Raw genomic sequence first — 17,745 nt, 5'->3', positions numbered from 1 at the left:
CATACGCAGCCGCGCGAGCCTGCAGTGCCAAACTATGGCAGCACTTCCGGCGACGCCGGGTCCGCCGGCATGATGCTGCTGCCCTCGTCGAGCCCCGCGCTCTGGAGGTCGGCGAGGCTGCCGAACTGCCCGGAGGCCATGACGTTTGGCTGATACTGGAAGCTGTGGCTGTCCAGAGGACCGAAATAGTGATTGCGCACGAAATGGACATAGCTGGCGCCATGTCCGGGGGCATAGACCGAAGCGGCCAGACCGTCTTCCGCCGTGAGGGTCACGCTGTTGTCTTCGATGCGGTTTGGCTCGGCCCAGTCTGGGCGCCAATCACGGCCCGAGCCGTCGTCGATGCGGAAGGCCGAGCCGAAGCCATCGGAAATCCGGTTGCCTCGCACCACATTGCTCCAGCCGCCATTGATACCGATGGCTGACACATTCCGCGACAGGGTGTTGTCCTCGATCAGGACGCCACTGGCCTTGCCGTCGAGATAGATCGCCCAGCTGATGGGCGTTGGCCACTCGCTCGTGCTCTCATAACGCGCCGGCCAGAATGTTCCGTCGGCACGATTCATCAGCTGGTCGGTATCGGTGACGAGATTGCGGCGGATGATGCTATCGAGGGAATCGGCCTGCATGCCCATCAGCTTGATGGCCCCCCCATCCGCCGTCTGCTGATTGGCCCGGTGCACGGCATTGTCCTCGATGACGGCGTCGTGGACGCTGTCGTCACTGCCCCAGATCGACCCACCCGCAATGCCGAACTGCGACAGATCCTCGATCAGGTTATCCGCGATCCTGATCGTGTCGGCCGCCTGGAAGAAGATTCCGGCGCTCTCGAAATAGACGGTGCCGATATCGTGGATGTGGTTCGACAGGACCCGCGCGCCAATCGACTTGCCGAAGCGACCGTATTCGGTGCCGATATAGATGCCAGTGCCGGCAATATGGCTGATCTCGTTGCCCGCGATCAGGACATCGGCACTCTCCGAGACATGGATGCCGACGCCGACATTTTCGATGACATTGTCGACGACCGCTACACCATTGGCCTGTTCCAACCGGATGGCGCCAAAGCCGCGCGTATCGGTGCCAAGCTTGCCGCTGCCGAGCGGTGCGCCGTCGCGCAGCTCCAGCCCGGCGATCAGCATTTGATCGGCCCCTTGCAGCCGGAAGAATGTCGGCAGGACGCCGGCAATGACTTTGGCGCGCGGAAATGTCGGATCGTCGGCTATATAGTCGATCCGTCCGGCATCCCTGTCTTGCCACCACTCCCCCGGCGCAGTGAGAAATTCCTGTGCGCCGGCAAGAAAGTAACGGCTGCCTTCGGCAGTGAAGAAATAGCCCGTCCCTTCAGTATGCACGGTGTCAGTCGTGGTATCGATCGCGGTCACCGGCAGCGTGTCGCTGCCCCATTGGCTGCCCGGGCTGAAGCCGCCGAGAATATGCGCGACAACCCGTTTCGGCTCCTCGATTTTGGGCAGATCCTCACGATGATAGCGAAACTCAGTGTTGCCCTGCCATTGGTCGGCTGTCGGCTTGGCGGCGAAGAGCCACCCCTTCCGCGGATCGCCGGCGGTCGGTGCATCGGGATAGCGCGCGAGCGGGCGCGCATCGCCGTCGACGAACAAGGCTGTGACGTTGCTGTCCCGGATGGATGGCGGCAGCGCAGCTGTCCAGCGGCCTTGGTCGGTCTTCGTCCATCCTTCCACAAGCGTGCCACCATGCAGCACCGGCCTCTCGCCACAGGCTGCGACGATCGCCAGCCCCCTGTCTTCAGCATTGAACAGCACCGGCTGTGTCAGATAGTAATCGCCGCCCGCAACGACGATCCGGCCGGGGACGGCGGCTGTACGCACGGCGTCACGTGCCGCTTCGATGCTGGCGAAAGGGCCGTCGCTGCCGGCGTCGTTCGGCTTCGCAAGACGGCCGCTCCAGTCGTCCCGTCCTTCCGTCGAGACATGGAACACGGCGCCCGTCGCTTTTTGAGCTATGGACCCTTGCGCAGTTGACGAAGGGCTGCCGTCGCCGCACGGCCATCCTTTGCCAAATTCGGGCGCGAGTTCGGGCGGGAAGGACCGGCCAGGCGTGACCGTGGCCGAAACCGCTTCTGTCGCGCCAGCGGTGTCCGCCCACGCGTCCGACCGTCCGGAATGAAGCAGGATGCAGACAAGCGCTGCGGCGGCAAGATGGCGGCTCACGGGTTCGACTCGTTGGTAGCGGGGGAGAGGGGCGGCGCGAAGTCCGGCTCTGCCACCGGCGAATAGCGAATGATCTGATCCGCGCGGACAGGGGCGCAGACGGAAAACATGATGATCGCGGTCGCGAACATCGTCGCGATGCAGTCGTTCTGATTCAGGAACAGGCTCTCCGTGAGGTTCATGACCAGCACCATGATCAGGAACACGTTTAGCCATAGCCAGCCCTCCTGAGGCTCCCGGCACTGCAGCACTGCGCCTTGATGGACTGCGCGCATAACGACGCCGCAAAACAGGACGAAGCCGCCCACGCCGAAGCTGAGCAGGATGTCGCGATAGCCGTTGTGGGCATGGGGAGGCATCCAGGCGACCTTGTTCCAGATCGCCCAGGCCAAGGGGTTCCCCTCGGTCCAGAATGCCTGAAAGCCGAAGCCGAGAAGCAGATGCCTGCTGATCTCGGCATCGACCAGTTCCCAGAGCGGCACGCGCCCCGTCAGCGTCGCGTCCTTGCCGAGCGCCGTGAGGAGAGGCACCAGATATTCGTGCATCACGACGAGGATCAGCACCGCTGTCTGGATGACAACCAGGACATACACGACCCGCACCACGCCGCGGACCTTCGGCAGCAGGGCATAGATGACATAGACGCAGGCCGCCGACGTTGTCGCGATGATCGCTGTCATCGAGGTGGAACCGGCGAGACAGGCAAGGCTTGCGACCAGCAGAGCCAATGCCGTCTTCCGATATCCCATCGAGCCGTCGAGCGCGATCACACCGCAGATCAGCGCCAGGACGCTTGCATACCAGCCGAGCGTATTCTTGGTGAGGAACACACCACGGATCGTTCCGTCGGTCGGTGTCCTGGCGTAGCTCGGCAAAGCCACAACCGCACCGAGGCTCGCGACGATGCAGACCCCGATCACGATCATCAGCAATAGGAGCAGCTGTCGCGGTGTGAAGCGGATCGCCAGCACATAAGCGAGCAGGATGCTGAACAAGAGGCCGATGGCACGCCTCAGCGTCGTCGACGGACTGACCGACCAGACCACTGAGGCGAGGGGCAGCAGCGTCAGCAGTTGCAGCGGCACATTGCGCGCGAGCGCGATCAGGAAGGGCCGGACATTCTGCGACAGGATCAGAAGCGTGAAGGCATAGACCGGGAGAGACACCAGCCGAAGCTTCGCCTTGCCGGCATCACTGAGTTCGCCCACCGGACCAGCCATCAGCAGCGGAAAGAATGCGCCCGTCTGCAGGAGGAGGCAGATGCCCGCGCCCCACCATTCGATGGTCCGCCAGCGCACCGACAGCTTGCCATCTCCGCGGTAAGTCAACGATCTCATCAAGCTTGCCTCTGTCTGCAAGGTCGCGGCTCCGCTTCGCGTGGCGGCCCGCCTTTCTGGCGACACAGCTCAGCATCGTCCGCGGCGGCGCCACGCGAAACGGAGTCAATCGATTTCGGGGGAGGCGCCAAAGGACGAGGCATCGTCGCCGAAAGCATTAGCCGCGAACGACATTTGGCTGCGGCGTTTCGTGTGGCTGATGACGATGGACGAGGGACCGATCGCCGGCATGCGCCATATGCCCAACTGCGGCCCGTGTCGCATCTCCGCTAGTCTTTTCCCGTGGCCGCCGAATGTCGGAGGCTGCCCTAAAGCGTCCCGAACAGCCGCCGATGGCGTGATGCGAAGCCTGGTCCGACCGGGGCCTTCCTGTGAAGGGCGGTCTCCAGGGTGAGAGAGCCCGATGATGCCAACATGCCGTTCCAGCCTGCTTCAGCCGGATATCCGCGCAGCGCTGCTCGCTGTCTTCGCGATTCTAACGATGGGGATGTCGCCCTGCCGGGCCGACCTCCTGATCGAGCCCGGCGACACGGTTCACATATCTGTGGCCGATGCTTCCAGATTCGATGGCGATCGCAGGGTTGATGTCGACGGCAGGATCATGATGCCGCAGCTCGGCGGTATCGCCGTCCAGGGTCTGCGCCTCGAGGAAGCCGGGGCGCGCATCGCAGAGGAACTCGCCAAGCGCGATATTCTGAAGGCGCCGAACGTCCTCGTCGAAATGACCAAATACCGGCCTGTCTATGTCGGCGGCAAGGTTCGGCGGCCCGGATCAATCGACTTCGAGCCCGGAATGACGGTTCGCCATGCGCTGATCCTTGCCGGAGGTGCCGGGCAGGACCAGGAGCAGAACGCGGCGGCGGTCGACATCCCCGAGCTGCGGGCGAAATGGAAGACGGTTTCCTATCAGTTGTTGCAGGTCAACAGTCGCATCGCCCGCCTCGACTCCGAGCTGGCAAGGCGCGAGACGGCTGCGCCACCCGCGGCGGCTGGAAGCGTGCCGGCGCAGGACCGCGACGCTCTTGCGTCGCTCGACGGCAACATTCTGAAGGACCGCCTCCAGACCTGGACGGAAAACCAGGTGCACTTGCGCGATGCGCTCGCCCTCTACGATCTAGAGATCGATGTTCTCGACCAACAGTCGGGCCTGCAGAAGAACGAGCGGGATCTGACGGGCCGGCAGGTCGAGACGACCCGGGCGCTGGTTGAGAAGGGGCTGGTGCCGCTGCCGCGCCTGCAGGAACTGGAGCATGTGCAGTCGCAGGCCTCGCAGGATCTTCTTGAGAACCAAGCCTTCATGGCGCGCGCGCGGCAAAGTCGGGCCACGGTCGAGTACGAGTTGAAGACCGCTGACATCAATTGGCGAATGGAAATTAGTCAGCAGATGCGGGAGGCGATGGCCGATCGAACCCGTTTGAAGGCCGAGCTCGAGGCTCTTTCGAGCCAAATTCTCAATGCAGGCGACGACCTGTCCGAGGCGACGGATCGCCAGTTCCAGACCGTCGTCGAAATCTACCGGCCGAACGCCGGACAGAAGGCACCAATCGCCGCGTCGATGGATACCGAGATCATGCCGGGCGACGTCCTCGACATATCCTTCCTGAAGGGATCAGGCTGATGCTGACCTTTCATCACGTCTTGGCTTCCCAAAGGCGCATCGAGGACGGCCGCTTCGCCCGTACGGTGGAGGTGCGGCGATGAAAGTGCTGATGCTCGTCGCCGAACTCGAGGACTACACGATCGCCTTCGTGAATGGCGTCGCGCAGCATCTGCCTGTGGTCTTGGGTGTTCCGAAGCGCCGCTATGCTCATCTGGAGTCTTGGTTCGATCCCGCCGTCGATCTGAGGCTGTTGGACTGGCCGCGACATCGCTCGCCCGCCAACCCGATCTTTCTCCTGAAGCTTTCGCAACTCATCAGGCAGGAAGCGCCGACGCTGATCCATCTCCTCAGCAACTCGACGCTTTGGCTGAACTTTGCCGCGCCGTTCTGGCGCCCGATTCCCCTGGTCACCACGGTGCATGACGTCGAGCTGCATCCGGGAGACGCCGACAGCCGAACCTTGCCGCGATGGGCGACCGAACTGATGGTCCGCCAGTCCGGCCACATCGTCGTCCACGGCGAGAGCCTTCGGAAGATGGTCCTGCAGCGTTATGCGAAACCTGTCGACCACGTCCATGTGCTGTCCCATCCGAGCATCCAGCGTTACGCGGACTTCGCGCGCCAGAGGCAGCTGACACGGCCGCAAGGCGACGACGCTTTTCGCGTCCTGCTGTTCGGCCGGATCTTTGCCTATAAGGGCCTGGAGCATTTGATCCGGGCCGAGGCGGCGCTCGGCGAGACCGTGCCCAATCTCCGCATCACGATCGCCGGCCGCGGGGATGATCCCTGGGCCTTTCGGGGCCTGATGGGCCACCCGGATCGCTACGACATTCGCAATCACTTCATCGAGGACGCCGAAGTGGCGCAGCTCTTCACGGACACCGACATCGTCGTGCTGCCCTATACGGAGGCCTCGCAAAGCGGCGTCCTCAACCTCGCGGCCGCATTCGGCAAGCCTGTCGTCGTGACCGATGTCGGAGAACTCCGCGCCAGCGTGACGCAGAACGGTCTCGGACTTGTGGTTCCGCCGGGCGATCCGCAGCAGCTGGCGCACGCCATCAAACTCCTGGCTCATGGCGCCGACCTTCGGGCCGAGCTCGGAGCAAGCGCCCTTGCCTGGGCGAATGGCCCCAACGCACCCAAGGCTGTCGGAGCCGCCGCGGCCTCGCTCTATCGCAAGGTGGTGGATCCATGCGCGCCGAGCTGAACAGCATTTCCGGGCCGGAAACCGTGCATGGCACGGCTATTCCGGCCGGCGTCGACGACAGGTCGACCAGAGCCGGTGCCTTATCCGTCCGCCATTACGTCGCCGGCGGCCGTGAGCATGGCGGCGGCATCGGCCGCATGGCAGGCTATATCGTCGACAGCTTCGGCAAGGACGGAATCGTCCATGTCGTGACGGATACGCGCGGGCCTCGCTGGTTTCCGCTGACCTCATTGCCGAGGCTCGCCTTTGCGATCCTGCTGATGACCCGCGACCGTGTCGTGTCGCCCCGGCGCGTGCATCATATCCACGTTGCGGGCAGGGGCAGCACGGTGCGCAAGCGTATCCTGACGGCCGCCGCACGCCGACTTGGATGCCGTCATCTCGTTCACTTGCACGATTACGACTACGCCGCCGACTTCAACGCCCGCTCCGCCGCGGACCAGGCAGCGGTTCTGCCGATGTTCAAGAAGGCAGATCACGTCGTGGCGCTTGGCCGGCGTGATCATCAGACGCTGACGACCGTGCTCGGGGTCGATCAGCGCCGCGTGTCCGTTCTCCCCAACTGCGTTCCCGACCCGGGCGGGCCGAGGCTTCGCGACAATGACGAGACAAGGATCGTGTTCCTTGGGCGGCTCAGCGAGCGCAAGGGCGTTCCCGAACTGCTTCGGGCATTGAGCCATCCCACGATGATGCAGCTCCGCTGGCGGGCGGTCCTTGCTGGTGACGGACCGGTGGACGAATACCGGCGGCAGGCCCGCGAGCTCGGAATTGCGGACCGGGTCGAGATGCCCGGCTGGCTTGGTCCGGACGAGACGCGGGCGCTCTGCGCTCGCGCAGATATTCTCACGCTGCCCTCCCATGCCGAGGGTCTGGCGATGGCGGTCGTCGAGGGGCTGGCGCATGGCCTCGCCATCGTCACCACACGGGTCGGCGCGCATGAGGAAGTCATCACCGATGGCAGCTCCGGCCTTTTCGTGCCGCCCGGCGATGTGGACGCTCTGGCCTCGGCCCTGGCTCGCCTCGTCAGCGAGCCCGAAACGCGGCGCGCGCTCTCGATGCAGGCACGCGCGGCCTATCTCGCCCAATTCAGCATGGCGTCCTATCGCCGGTCCCTGGAGCGAATCTATGAAACTGTCACTAATGGAACCAGGTAGTGGTACGCCTCCGATGACCGTAGCGATCCCATCAAACGACAGTATATCTCGAACTTTCGTACGCTATTCATCACCAGATGCCATGGAAGCACGACCGGAAGATTTCGACCTTACATCTGGCTTCCGGCTTATCAGGCGGAGAATCGTTCTTATCGTTGTTTTGACACTGCTGCTTACGGCCGCGATTTCGCCGGCGATCATCTCCATGAAACCGGTCTACCATGCTGATACCCGCCTGATCATCCGCAACTCGCTCGCCAACACGCTCGATGCGCGGGAGGCTGGCCGAACCGACACACTCGAACTCTCGTCGGAGACCGAGCGGATGCTGGCGCGGAGCACGTCGGAGCGCATGGTCCGAGAACTCAAGCTGGCCGATCGGGAAGAATTCAACCCCGCCTTGCGCAAGCCGAGCATGATCGCGGAGTGGCGCGATGCCCTTCGCAACTTGATGGGCACTTCCGAGGAAACACCGACGTCAAATGCGGACGACAACCGCGTCGTCGAGGAATATGAGCGCGCGCTTTCGGTCAGTCGGGACCCGGTTTCCAGCGTTATCCAGATCGGCTTCACCTCGCGGGATCCGAAACTGGCCGCCGCCGTGCCCAACACGCTTCTCAACGTCTATCTCGATGAACGGGGCGACAATGACCGTCGCCGCCTGGAAGCGACCCAGCAATGGGTTACGCACCGCATCGCCGAGCAGCAGCAGCGTGTCCAGGAGGCGCGCGCTGCCGTCCAGTCATATCGCGAAAGCCGCGGCGCGATGTCTCTCGATGCGCGGGCCGAGCAGGTGAAAGCGGCGGCCGATCTCAGCGCCAAGGCGGGGGACATCGCTCAAAGCACGAAAGAGACGCTGACGACAATTGCTGCGCTGCAGGGGCCGGGCCGCGAGCAAGCGTTGCAAGAAATCGTCGTGCCGGACGCAATAGCCGAACTGCAGCGCCAGATCGCCCGCGAACAAGTGGATCTCGATCGGCTGCTGAAGACCTTCGGCAATGGTGCCGATGAGGTCATCGCCCAGAAGCAGAAGCTGGAGGCGTCCAGGTCGGCGCTGGATCTCGAGATCTCGCGTTATGTCCAGTCCGAGCGCGCCAAGCTCGCGAGCCTCAACCGGGAAAGTCGTGAGGTGAACGAGGCGTTGCGGCTGGCGGAGGATCAACTTGCGCGCTCCGCCATGGAGCAGGCTGATCTCGAGGAACTGGTTCGCGCGGCTGCCACCGAACAGACCGCGCTCGATAAGCTGGAACAACGCCGACGCTCGCTGTCTGACCAGGCGATGATGCCGGAGGCGGACGTCGAATTGCTGTCGCCCGCCACGGTTCCGCAGTTTCCGCAGGGTCGAGGCCGCTCCTTTTATCTGATTGGTGCTCTGCTGGCTTCGCTTTCGATCGCCGTCACCGTGGCTTTCATCCGCGAGATGCTGGACCAGAGGGTGCGCAGCGCACAGCAATTGAGCCGCTTCTCGTCTCTCGCTCCCGCGGGTCTGCTACCAATCGCCCCGCGGTGGTTCGGGAAGGACAGGCAGTCCGGTACGCGGATGCGACCTGGCGGCCCGTTCGGCGAGGCCGTTCGCTCGATCATCATTTCACTGAAGCAGTCGAATGGCGGTCGCCTTCCGGCAAGCCTCATCGTCAGTTCGGCACTTGACGGCGAAGGCAAGACTTTCGTCGCGCGTGCCCTGGCCGCCGAGCTTGTTGCGGCTGGCCAGCCGGTCCTCTTGATCGACGGAGATCTCCTGCGCGGCAGCTTGAGCACGGCGTTCCATCTCGATCATGCCGAAGGGCTTGGGGACTATCTCGCCGGCGACGCCGACATCTCCGCTATCATTCATCACGACGCGAGCAGCGGCATCGACATTGTGCCCCGCGGCAAGACCCGTATTCGCCGCGGCCTCTACCTTGCGGATCTCTCCCGCCTCTTGAAGCTCGCCCAGTCGGAGGCGAGGCTCGTCATCATCGACAGTGCTCCGGTCCTCGCCTCCACGGACACCCTCTATCTGGCCGGACAGGTCGAACGCACTGTGCTCGTCGTCCAGTGGGCGCGGACGCGGATGCGGTCGGTTGAGTTCGCCGCCGATCGGCTCGAGGGAACGAGCAAGGGCGAGATCATGGTTGTTATGAACCGCGTCAACCCGAGCAAGCACAAGCTATACGGATATAAGGACGCCGAGATGTTCGCGCCCTCGATCCAGGCCTATCACAACTCGGTCTGATCCCGCTGGGCCCGCCCGGGATCGACCCGGCCGCGATAGTTCGGACCTTGCCTTCATGCCAGCGGGTTCATGAGGTCGTCAGAGGTCGCGAAAGCTCCTGACATGCAGGAGCGAGATAAGGCGCGCGATCGCGAGCTGGCGCTTCTTCGACGCGATCTGAGCCGGCGTGAACGGCCACAGAGGGCCTTCGACGAACCGCCAATAGGCGAGGTGCGTCCGATTGGCGGGAAAGCCACGAAGTGCATCAACGATGTAGTTCCGCAGCCACGGCTTTCTGAAGTTGATGGCGTGCGGGATGATCGTGTTCACCCACGGATATTGCCCCATGGCCTCGAAGCCGAGCAGCGCCAGCGGGACGTCGGTCGCCATGACGGCAACGTTGAGCACGTCCTGATCGCGGCGCGCGAATTCCAGCCGTCCGCCGGTATCCTTCATCGTCGTCATATCGATGCCGGCCCGCGCGGCCGCGTCCATCAAGGTGCGCCACGCCAGCACAAACCGCATGTCCCTCCGGCAGAAGCCGATACAACCGCCGTTGAAATAGCCAGTGACTGCGCGGCATTCGTAGCCGTTCGCCGCTGCGAGGTCGCGCCAGGCATAGCGATAGGCATGATGGGGAGACATGGTGCTGTCGGCGATATCGTGGACCAGGACGACGCCCTGCATCGCCCACTCGGCGAAGGCCGGCCATGGATGCGTCACAACGATATCCGAGTCGAGATAGTAGATGAGCTCCGCATCGGCGGCATGGCGCTCGGCGATATCGGCCATGAAATGCGCCTTGGTGTTGTTGAGGTGCCAGTCGCCCTCGACGACGATCATCCTGACGAGGACATCGGGCGTGATCTGGAATGATGTGTCGCTGGCACCCTTTCGGAACGGTTCGACCCACGAAGGCAGGGCGCCGCGATACCCGATGAGGATATCTCCGGCGAAGCCTGCGTGAACAAGCGAGTTCACTAGCCCGGCGATGCCAAGGAGATAGGAGCCCTCGCCAAGCGTACACACGACGTGACGCGCCGACCCCCCCGCCGCAGCGGAGGAATTGCGCTGCTCCTCCGGTCCCGGTCCGGCCTGGAGGGCGTCCTTCGCGGCGAGGTCCCCGTCCTGCACATGCGCCTCCTGAATCCGAGCCAAGACACCCAACGCCGCCGCTGGCAAGATTTGCCCGGGCACTCGGCGCAGAGTCCGGAATATCCGAAGGCTGTTGTACGAGATCAATTCAGCAGTTCTGGATTGTCCATAATACAAAAGGGCTGCGCCGATAGGATTACTTCTTTGACCAGCGGCCGGGTGCTAGCCTCAAAGCCAACCTGCCGATCATGGGTCCTCAGCCTGCATGCACAGGCATGCGGGAGGCAGTGATGGGACACCGTCGCCTGCGGGCGCGAGGTCATGCAATTGGCGCTTCGATGATGGAACGACGGCATGAACACCCACGCGCCGCCCGGGATCGATCGGGCGCTCAAGCCGAGAATGCTGTTTTTCAGGACCGTTGACCGCAACATCTCGGGCTTCATCGTCGAACACCTGAAACAGCAGCTCGACTGCCTGCGTCTGTCGTTCGATGTGACGTTGATCGAGGGCGACTGCGACTATGATCGCCTGTGCGATCTGCACCAACCCGATATTGCGATGTTCGAATCCGGCATCTATGCGGCCCGATCGAGCATTGCCAACGCGCTCGCGCAGCCGCAGGTGCCGAAGGTCGGGTTCTTCAACGGCGATCCCTATTGCTCGTCGCGGCTGATCTTTCTTCAGGCCATGCGTCGGTTGCAGATCAACACCTATTTCACGCTGAGCACGCGGCTCGCCGAATATCTGACCGATGAAGACGCCGACATCTTCTACTGGCCGAACTTCATCGATCCCGCGGTTCATCGGGACTACGGCCTTCCAAAGGCAATCCCGGTGCTCTTCACGGGCAGCCTCGCGTCGCACTATCCGTGGCGGAACCGCATCCGCCAGAAGTTGGCGCCGCGCTATCCGATCATGAGCTGTCCTCATCCCGGCTGGTTCGATGCACAGGCCGTCACCAAGGTCGCGACCGGAACGGAATATGCAAGGCTCATCAATTTTTCGCATGTCACCCCGACCTGCGGCACCATCGCCGACGAGATCGTGCGGAAGCACTTCGAAATTCCGGCCTGCCGGTCGTTGCTCGTCACCGAACGAACCGCCGGCACACTCGCGGCAGGCTTCGTCGACATGGAGAACTGTCTCTTCGCAGAGCCGGATGACGTTGTCGAAAAACTGGAGATGCTGCTGCGTGATCCGGGCCGGATGGCGGCGATCACCGATGCAGGGCATCGCCTGGTGCATGATCGCCATACCATTCATCATCGCGACCAGGTGCTGCAGTGGCTACGGCTGCGCTCGATCGCCAACGATGGCCAGCGGATCGTCCAGAAGACGCCTTTTGCGCCACTGTCGCTCTCCCCATTGATGCACCGGCGCGTGGCCCCGCCGGCACAATTTGGCCACCTGCGGCAGCTTCTGGACGAGGGGCGCCGCGCATTTGCCGGCAAGTCTTATGACGAGGCCGAACGCGCCTTCACACGATGCCTCAACTTTCATCCGCTGCCGGAGGCTCTCGTTGGGCGTGCGCGTTGCCAGCTGCATCTTGGTCGACCGAGCGACGCCGTCGAGCTGCTCGGCAACTGGATAGACAACGTCCTTGCCCGCTACCAGGCCGAGGCGCCCGATCCGGTTGAATATGCGCTGCTGATCGCCGGTCTCCTCTGCGCGGGAGAGGTCGATGAGGCGGCCCGGCGTCTCGCGCTGTTTCCGAACCTCGTCCACTCCGAGATCGCATGGGCCACGGCTGCCGCAGCGGCGCTACGCGATGGCCTTCTGGATAGTCCCGAACACCCGGCGGAGATCATGCTGAGCCCGTCTGTTCACGGTAGACTTCACAGCGATGCGTCCAGCTGGCTAGCCGAACTGCAGGCGATGATGGTCGCCTGCGGCCGTCCTGATCTCGCCCGGAAGGTGACGGAGCGGGTGGGTGAGACGCCAGTTGCGCAAAATGGGCAGCAGGGTCGCCAGATCCATCCCCCGCGCCCACGAGCACCGAGGCGCGGAACGATGGCGCCATCGCTTGCGGCGATCGCCCGCCACAAGGCCATGGCGCCCGTCATGGCGCGTCTTGCCCGTGCGATGACGCGCGATGGCCGGCTGCCGAAATTCAGGAGGCTGCCCTTTGCGCGGCGGTTCAGGAAATTCGACGACTTCGTCGCTGTGCTGCGCGGCCTCGTTCCAAGGGTCGACGCAGCGCAAACGCTTCTCCTGCCGGGCGCGTCGCCGTCGATCTATGTCGAGGAGTTCCTGGCAGGCCTTGCCGTCAATCCCGATCTTGGATCGTTACACGTCGTCGGCGGACCGTCAGCCCCGGGACTCGCCGCGGCGCGCCTCGGAGCGCGAGAAGTGCTGCAAATCCCACTTACCGATCTTCCGCAGCGGGGCCTCGAACCTTTCGATCTCGTATTCGTCGAGGACGTTCCCGCCGAAGTGGCGGATCTGCAGGGCCTTTGCCTCGCAGCCGGCTGCGTCATCCTCAGCGGGATAGGCGATCCCGGCAGCTCCGCCCTTTGCCGGGCGATTGTGCAAGCCGGCACCCATGTGCTTTTGGCGCATGACCCGGCCTATGGGGCGGGATACGCCGTCTTCGATCGCTGGCGCACCCCGCTGCCCCTGCCGGAGTCGCTCGCTCGCCCTGGCCTTTCCGGCAGCGCGGCGTGGGCCGACAGCCAGCCCGTGTCCGTCTCATGAGCGTCCGTCGATCCATCGCTTTCTCGGCGCTCGACCGGTACCTGACACAGGTGCTGACGATCGGCACCACAATGGTCATGGCGCGCATCCTGACACCGGCTGAAACGGGCCTGTTCTTCGTCGCCAACGCGGTGATCGTTCTCGCTGACAATTTCCGGGAGTTTGGCGTCAGCAATTATATCGTCCAGGAGCGGACGATCAGCCGTGCCATGGTACAATGCGCCTTCACCGTCACCTGCGGGCTTTCGCTGGTGATCGGCGCGGGCTTCTTTCTCGGCGCCGATGCCCTTTCGGCGTTTTATGGCGAACCGCATCTGAAGCCGCTCATCGAAGCGGCTACGCTCTCCTTCCTGGTGATCCCCTTCGCAACGCCGGTGCTCTCGCTGCTGCGCCGGGATCTCGCGTTCCGGGCGCTCGCGATCATCAATGTGCTCGCGGCCGTGGGCAACACGATCGTCACCATCGTGCTCGGCCTCGGAGGCTATGGCGCCATCAGCTACATGTGGGGCTATGTTGCCGCCAACGCGATCATGGCATTCGCCGCCTACTCGTTCCGGCCCGAACTCTGGATGTATCGGCCTTCGCTGTCGGGCATCAGGCGCCTGCTATCATTTGGCGTGGCTTCAAGCTCGGTGACGCTCATCACGATGGCCTATGAGATGCTTCCGCGGCTGGCGTTCGGCAAGCTGCTCGGCTTCGATGCCGTGGGCCTCTACTCAAGAGCCATTGCGGTGTGCCAGTTGCCGGACCGGGCGATCGTCGCGGCTCTGCAGCCGGTCGTTCTACCAGCGATGGCCGGCCAAGCGCGCGAAGGGCGCCAATTGAAGCCAGCCTATCTTCATGGCTTCGAACTGATGTCCGCCGTGCAGTGGCCAATGCTGCTGATGCTGGCGATTCTCGCTGATCCCGCCGTCAAAGTCCTTCTCGGCAGCCAGTGGGGCGCGGTTCCGCCGCTGGTCCGCCTGGTTGCCATCGGAACGATGGCGCTCGCGCCGGCGTTTCTCACATATCCCGTCCTCGTCGCGTCGGGGCGAATCCGCGACACTGTCTATATCAGCGTGATCTCGGTACCGCCCTCGATCCTGCTCGTCATATACGCCGCCAAAGTCTACGGCCTTCTCGGGGTTGCGGCGAGTCTGCTCGTCATTGCGCCGCTCCAGATGCTGATCTCGTTGCTGTTCATCCGGCGTGCCATCGGTCTTACATTCAGAGAACTCGCTAGCGCCGCATGCTCGAGCGGATTCCTGACCCTCGGCACAGCGCTCGTCCCCTGCCTCATCCTGGTCTGGTCGCCACGCGGCTTCGATCTCGATTGGCTCCAGACCTGCGGCGCCCTTCTGGGAGCGGCCGTCGGATGGGGAGCGGCGCTCCTGGTCGGCAACCATCCGCTCGGCCAGGAAATTGCCGTCGTCGTGCGGCACGTCTTCGGCGCATTGCGCCTTCAGCGGCCGGCCATGAATGTGGCCAGCCCCGAGTAAAGCAGGAACCTTCAGGCCAGCCTGATCCTGCCAAGGGCGACGGACAGGTCGCCCGCCGAAACAGCATAAGAAAAAGTGCCTCGCGGCGGTTAAGCCGGCGAGGCACTTCGATCAGTTCGATACTACCGGCATTCTAGTTCATCGGCGCGCGCTAGCCTGGCGCGCGCCGATGGTCCCTTGCCCCTTACAAGGGATGGGAACCGATCGAGAGGTGAGCACCGTTGAGGCCCGCCAGCGCCGCGTTCACCGGCACCCTTGCCGCATCAGGCGCTCGCGAAACCGAAATCGCTTCTTCGGCCCGTGCCGCCGGCGGGCTGACACGACGCTCCGAGAGCTTCCAGTCGAAATAGATGATCGTCTTCTCAAGGCCGTCGCGAAGCGAAATCGTCGGCTCCCAACCGAGCTCTTCCCGGGCTCGGCCGATGTCCGGCTTGCGCCGGGTCGGGTCGTCGGTCGGCAGCGGCCGGTACACGATCTCAGACCGCGATCCCGTCAATGCGATCACCAACTCCGCCAGCTCACGCACCTCGAATTCGCTTGGGTTGCCGAGATTGATCGGGCCCGTGACGCCGCGCGGCGCGCCCATCAGGCGGACGAAGCCCTCGATAAGGTCCTCGACATAGCAGAAGGAGCGAGTTTGCGTTCCATCGCCGAAGATCGTGATCGGCTGGTCCTGCAGCGCCTGCACGATGAAGTTCGAGACCACTCGGCCGTCATTGGGATGCATCCGCGGTCCGTAGGTGTTGAAGATCCGGGCGACACGGATGTCGACGCCATACTGGCGGTGATAATCGAAGAAGAGCGTCTCGGCACACCGCTTGCCCTCGTCATAGCAGGCGCGCGGGCCAATCGGATTGACGCTGCCGCGATAGAGTTCCGGCTGCGGGTGGATGTCGGGATCACCATAGACCTCGCTGGTCGAGGCCTGGAAAATCCTCGCGCCCGTTCGCTTGGCGAGGCCGAGCATGTTGATCGCGCCATGGACATTGGTCTTCACGGTCTGAACCGGATCGAACTGGTAGTGAACTGGCGAGGCCGGGCAGGCGAGGTTGAAGATCTCGTCGACCTCGACGTAAAGCGGAAACGTGACGTCGTGCCGGACCAGTTCGAAATGGGGATCATCGAGGAGATGCTGGACGTTCTCACGAGAACCGGTGAAGTAATTGTCCACGCAGAGAACGTCATGTCCGTCCCGGATTAGACGCTCGCACAGGAAAGAGCCGAGAAACCCGGCGCCGCCGGTAACCAGAACCCGCTTTCGATCGTGCATCGACATTCTCCTTTTTCGGTTCAACTGCCTGTAATCAAACGGGGCTGTTCAGTAAGCGCCGCCTCGCCTCAAGACGGCTGGAATAGTGCTGATGATGATATGCAGGTCGAGCCAGATGGACCTGTTGTCGATGTAGAATTCGTCGAGTTGCCGTTGCAGCTCGATATCGGCATTGCTTCGTTCGGAGATCTGCCAAAGCCCGGTGAGGCCAGGGACGACCGACCGGCGCTTGTGCCGAAACTCGGCATTCATGGCGAGGAGATGATATTCCGGGAACGGACGGGGGCCGACGAGGCTCATCTGCCCGGCGATGACATTGAGCAACTGGGGTAGCTCATCGCAACTCGTCGAGCGCAGGATATGGCCGACGATCGGCAGGATGCGGGGATCTTCCCGAAGCTTGAAATGTGCCAACCATTCGGCGCGCAAGTCGGGCTCGGCGTCGAACAACATCTCCAGCCGGCTTTCGGCGTCCTGATACATGGTGCGCAGCTTGAGGACGCGGACCGGTTTGCCGCCCAGTCCCTCGCGCTTCTGCCAGTAGAAGATGGCACCTGGATCGGCCGCATAGATGGCTGCGCCGGCGATTGCGATGATCGGGGCGACCAGCAGCGCCGCTGGCAGAGCGATGGCAAGATCGAGCGCGCGTCGGGCCGGGCCCACGGAGGGGCGCTTTTCGCCGCTGGCCAGCCGCAAGCCGATCTCGCCGTTGAAATCGGCTGGTTGGAGACCGGAGAGTCTCAGATTGGGCGTGTCGGCGAGCAGCACGACCTCGGCGAATTCCCGGCGCATGGCTGCGAGCGCCTCTGAGCCGGGACCGCTGGCGCCGGTGACAAGGGCAATGCGCCGCTGCTCGGTATCCGATCCCTGTAATCCCGAGAGCTCGACAAGCTCAGGTCGGATTCCGTATTGCCAGTGGCGGCGGAAGTACGACATCAGCCGTTCCGCCATGAGGGGGTCAGCGATGATCGCGGCGCGCTCGCCCCAGACGCCGATCTGGCAGCAGATCTGGCGTGCGATGCCATGTGTGAACAGCTGCAGGATCAATCCTGCCACCAGGAATGCAGCCAGAAGCGATGCCTGGCGCCAGTCGCCGGTCAGGGCAAATGCGGCTGAAACGACGACGAGCGCAGTCTTGAGCGAGGCGGTCGCCTTGCGGCGAATGAGTTCGTGGCCGTAGAGCCGATAGCCAGGATAGACCCGCTCCAACGCATAGAAGACGAGTGCCGCGATGCCGGTAAGGCCGAATGACATGGCGGATGCGCCAAGGTGAAACGGCATTATCAGGACATAGGCCGCGCCATAGGCGGCGGCATCGCCGGCGGCCATCAGCAGGGCCACGATCCGCCGGGATGCCGTGCGCCCGCACGACGCGAGTAAGCCGCGGTTACGCGTGACCCCTTCCTTCACCGTGCTTCGGATCGCTGAGGGTGAGGGGTCGAGCCTCGTAGCGATCCCGTCTGTTGCCATCCGCAGGTCCGCATGCACAGATCGCGGAGTGGGAGACACGGGGGCTCCGGT

At 63.5% G+C, this 17,745-nt stretch carries 11 protein-coding genes; 6 read left to right on the top strand and 5 right to left on the bottom strand.

Annotation, left to right across the window (positions count from 1 at the left end; genetic code table 11):
• Nucleotides 1–32: 32 nt before the first annotated feature.
• Both BUB39_RS05590 and BUB39_RS05585 read right to left on the bottom strand, forming a co-directional pair.
• Entirely contained in the window at nt 33–2,192 is a 2,160-nt protein-coding gene (locus BUB39_RS05590; RefSeq protein ID WP_073051953.1) for a right-handed parallel beta-helix repeat-containing protein, read from the bottom strand.
• Nucleotides 2,189–3,529: an O-antigen ligase family protein gene (locus BUB39_RS05585; protein ID WP_073051952.1), complete on the bottom strand. Its 1,341-nt coding sequence runs from the start codon at nt 3,527–3,529 to the stop codon at nt 2,189–2,191. The genes BUB39_RS05590 and BUB39_RS05585 overlap by 4 nt, the downstream gene beginning before the upstream one ends.
• A gap of 403 nt (nt 3,530–3,932) precedes the next feature.
• On the opposite strand from BUB39_RS05585, the gene BUB39_RS05580 reads away from it, so the two are divergent.
• The 4 genes from BUB39_RS05580 to BUB39_RS05565 all read left to right on the top strand — a co-directional run bounded on the left by BUB39_RS05580 (nt 3,933) and on the right by BUB39_RS05565 (nt 9,705).
• Nucleotides 3,933–5,147, top strand: a complete 1,215-nt coding sequence (locus tag BUB39_RS05580; RefSeq protein ID WP_073051951.1) for a polysaccharide biosynthesis/export family protein — start codon at nt 3,933–3,935, stop codon at nt 5,145–5,147.
• A gap of 79 nt (nt 5,148–5,226) precedes the next feature.
• Nucleotides 5,227–6,336 (top strand): glycosyltransferase family 4 protein, encoded by a 1,110-nt coding sequence (locus BUB39_RS05575; RefSeq protein ID WP_073051950.1) that lies wholly within the window; start codon nt 5,227–5,229, stop codon nt 6,334–6,336.
• The gene (locus BUB39_RS05570; RefSeq protein WP_084526912.1) at nt 6,321–7,490 is read left to right on the top strand and encodes a glycosyltransferase family 4 protein; all 1,170 of its coding nucleotides are present in this window, start codon (nt 6,321–6,323) and stop codon (nt 7,488–7,490) included. Before BUB39_RS05575 ends, BUB39_RS05570 begins: the two co-directional genes overlap by 16 nt.
• A 205-nt stretch (nt 7,491–7,695) precedes the next feature.
• Nucleotides 7,696–9,705, top strand: a complete 2,010-nt coding sequence (locus tag BUB39_RS05565; RefSeq protein WP_175561740.1) for a GumC family protein — start codon at nt 7,696–7,698, stop codon at nt 9,703–9,705.
• Between the two features lie 78 nt (nt 9,706–9,783).
• On the opposite strand, the gene BUB39_RS05560 is transcribed toward BUB39_RS05565, so the two are convergent.
• Nucleotides 9,784–10,818 (bottom strand): hypothetical protein, encoded by a 1,035-nt coding sequence (locus BUB39_RS05560; protein WP_073051948.1) that lies wholly within the window; start codon nt 10,816–10,818, stop codon nt 9,784–9,786.
• Between the two features lie 315 nt (nt 10,819–11,133).
• On the opposite strand from BUB39_RS05560, the gene BUB39_RS05555 reads away from it, so the two are divergent.
• Complete coding sequence (locus tag BUB39_RS05555; protein ID WP_073051947.1) at nt 11,134–13,476, top strand: glycosyltransferase family protein; 2,343 nt, start codon at nt 11,134–11,136, stop codon at nt 13,474–13,476.
• Nucleotides 13,473–14,954: a lipopolysaccharide biosynthesis protein gene (locus tag BUB39_RS05550; protein WP_073051946.1), complete on the top strand. Its 1,482-nt coding sequence runs from the start codon at nt 13,473–13,475 to the stop codon at nt 14,952–14,954. Before BUB39_RS05555 ends, BUB39_RS05550 begins: the two co-directional genes overlap by 4 nt.
• 184 nt (nt 14,955–15,138) lie before the next feature.
• Here BUB39_RS05550 and BUB39_RS05545 read toward each other — a convergent pair whose 3' ends face one another.
• Together BUB39_RS05545 and BUB39_RS05540 are read right to left on the bottom strand one after the other, a co-directional pair.
• Entirely contained in the window at nt 15,139–16,224 is a 1,086-nt protein-coding gene (locus BUB39_RS05545; RefSeq protein WP_084527129.1) for a UDP-glucuronic acid decarboxylase family protein, read from the bottom strand.
• Between the two features lie 48 nt (nt 16,225–16,272).
• A complete protein-coding gene (locus tag BUB39_RS05540; protein ID WP_073051945.1) occupies nt 16,273–17,553 on the bottom strand; it encodes a sugar transferase in 1,281 nt (426 codons plus the stop codon).
• Between the last annotated feature and the right edge of the window lie 192 nt (nt 17,554–17,745).

Source organism: Kaistia soli DSM 19436, from assembly GCF_900129325.1.
Lineage (GTDB): Bacteria > Pseudomonadota > Alphaproteobacteria > Rhizobiales > Kaistiaceae > Kaistia > Kaistia soli.
Note: the sequence above shows the minus strand (reverse complement) of the source record. Positions and strands in the feature narration are given on the sequence as shown.

Coding starts and splice junctions, on each gene's coding strand:
- BUB39_RS05565 (WP_175561740.1), top strand. CDS start 7,696: ATGAAACCGGTCTACCATGCTGATACCCGCCTGATCATCCGCAACTCG.
- BUB39_RS05570 (WP_084526912.1), top strand. CDS start 6,321: ATGCGCGCCGAGCTGAACAGCATTTCCGGGCCGGAAACCGTGCATGGC.
- BUB39_RS05550 (WP_073051946.1), top strand. CDS start 13,473: ATGAGCGTCCGTCGATCCATCGCTTTCTCGGCGCTCGACCGGTACCTG.
- BUB39_RS05575 (WP_073051950.1), top strand. CDS start 5,227: ATGAAAGTGCTGATGCTCGTCGCCGAACTCGAGGACTACACGATCGCC.
- BUB39_RS05585 (WP_073051952.1), bottom strand. CDS start 3,529: ATGAGATCGTTGACTTACCGCGGAGATGGCAAGCTGTCGGTGCGCTGG.
- BUB39_RS05555 (WP_073051947.1), top strand. CDS start 11,134: ATGAACACCCACGCGCCGCCCGGGATCGATCGGGCGCTCAAGCCGAGA.
- BUB39_RS05545 (WP_084527129.1), bottom strand. CDS start 16,224: ATGCACGATCGAAAGCGGGTTCTGGTTACCGGCGGCGCCGGGTTTCTC.
- BUB39_RS05540 (WP_073051945.1), bottom strand. CDS start 17,553: ATGGCCGCCGGCGATGCCGCCGCCTATGGCGCGGCCTATGTCCTGATA.
- BUB39_RS05580 (WP_073051951.1), top strand. CDS start 3,933: ATGATGCCAACATGCCGTTCCAGCCTGCTTCAGCCGGATATCCGCGCA.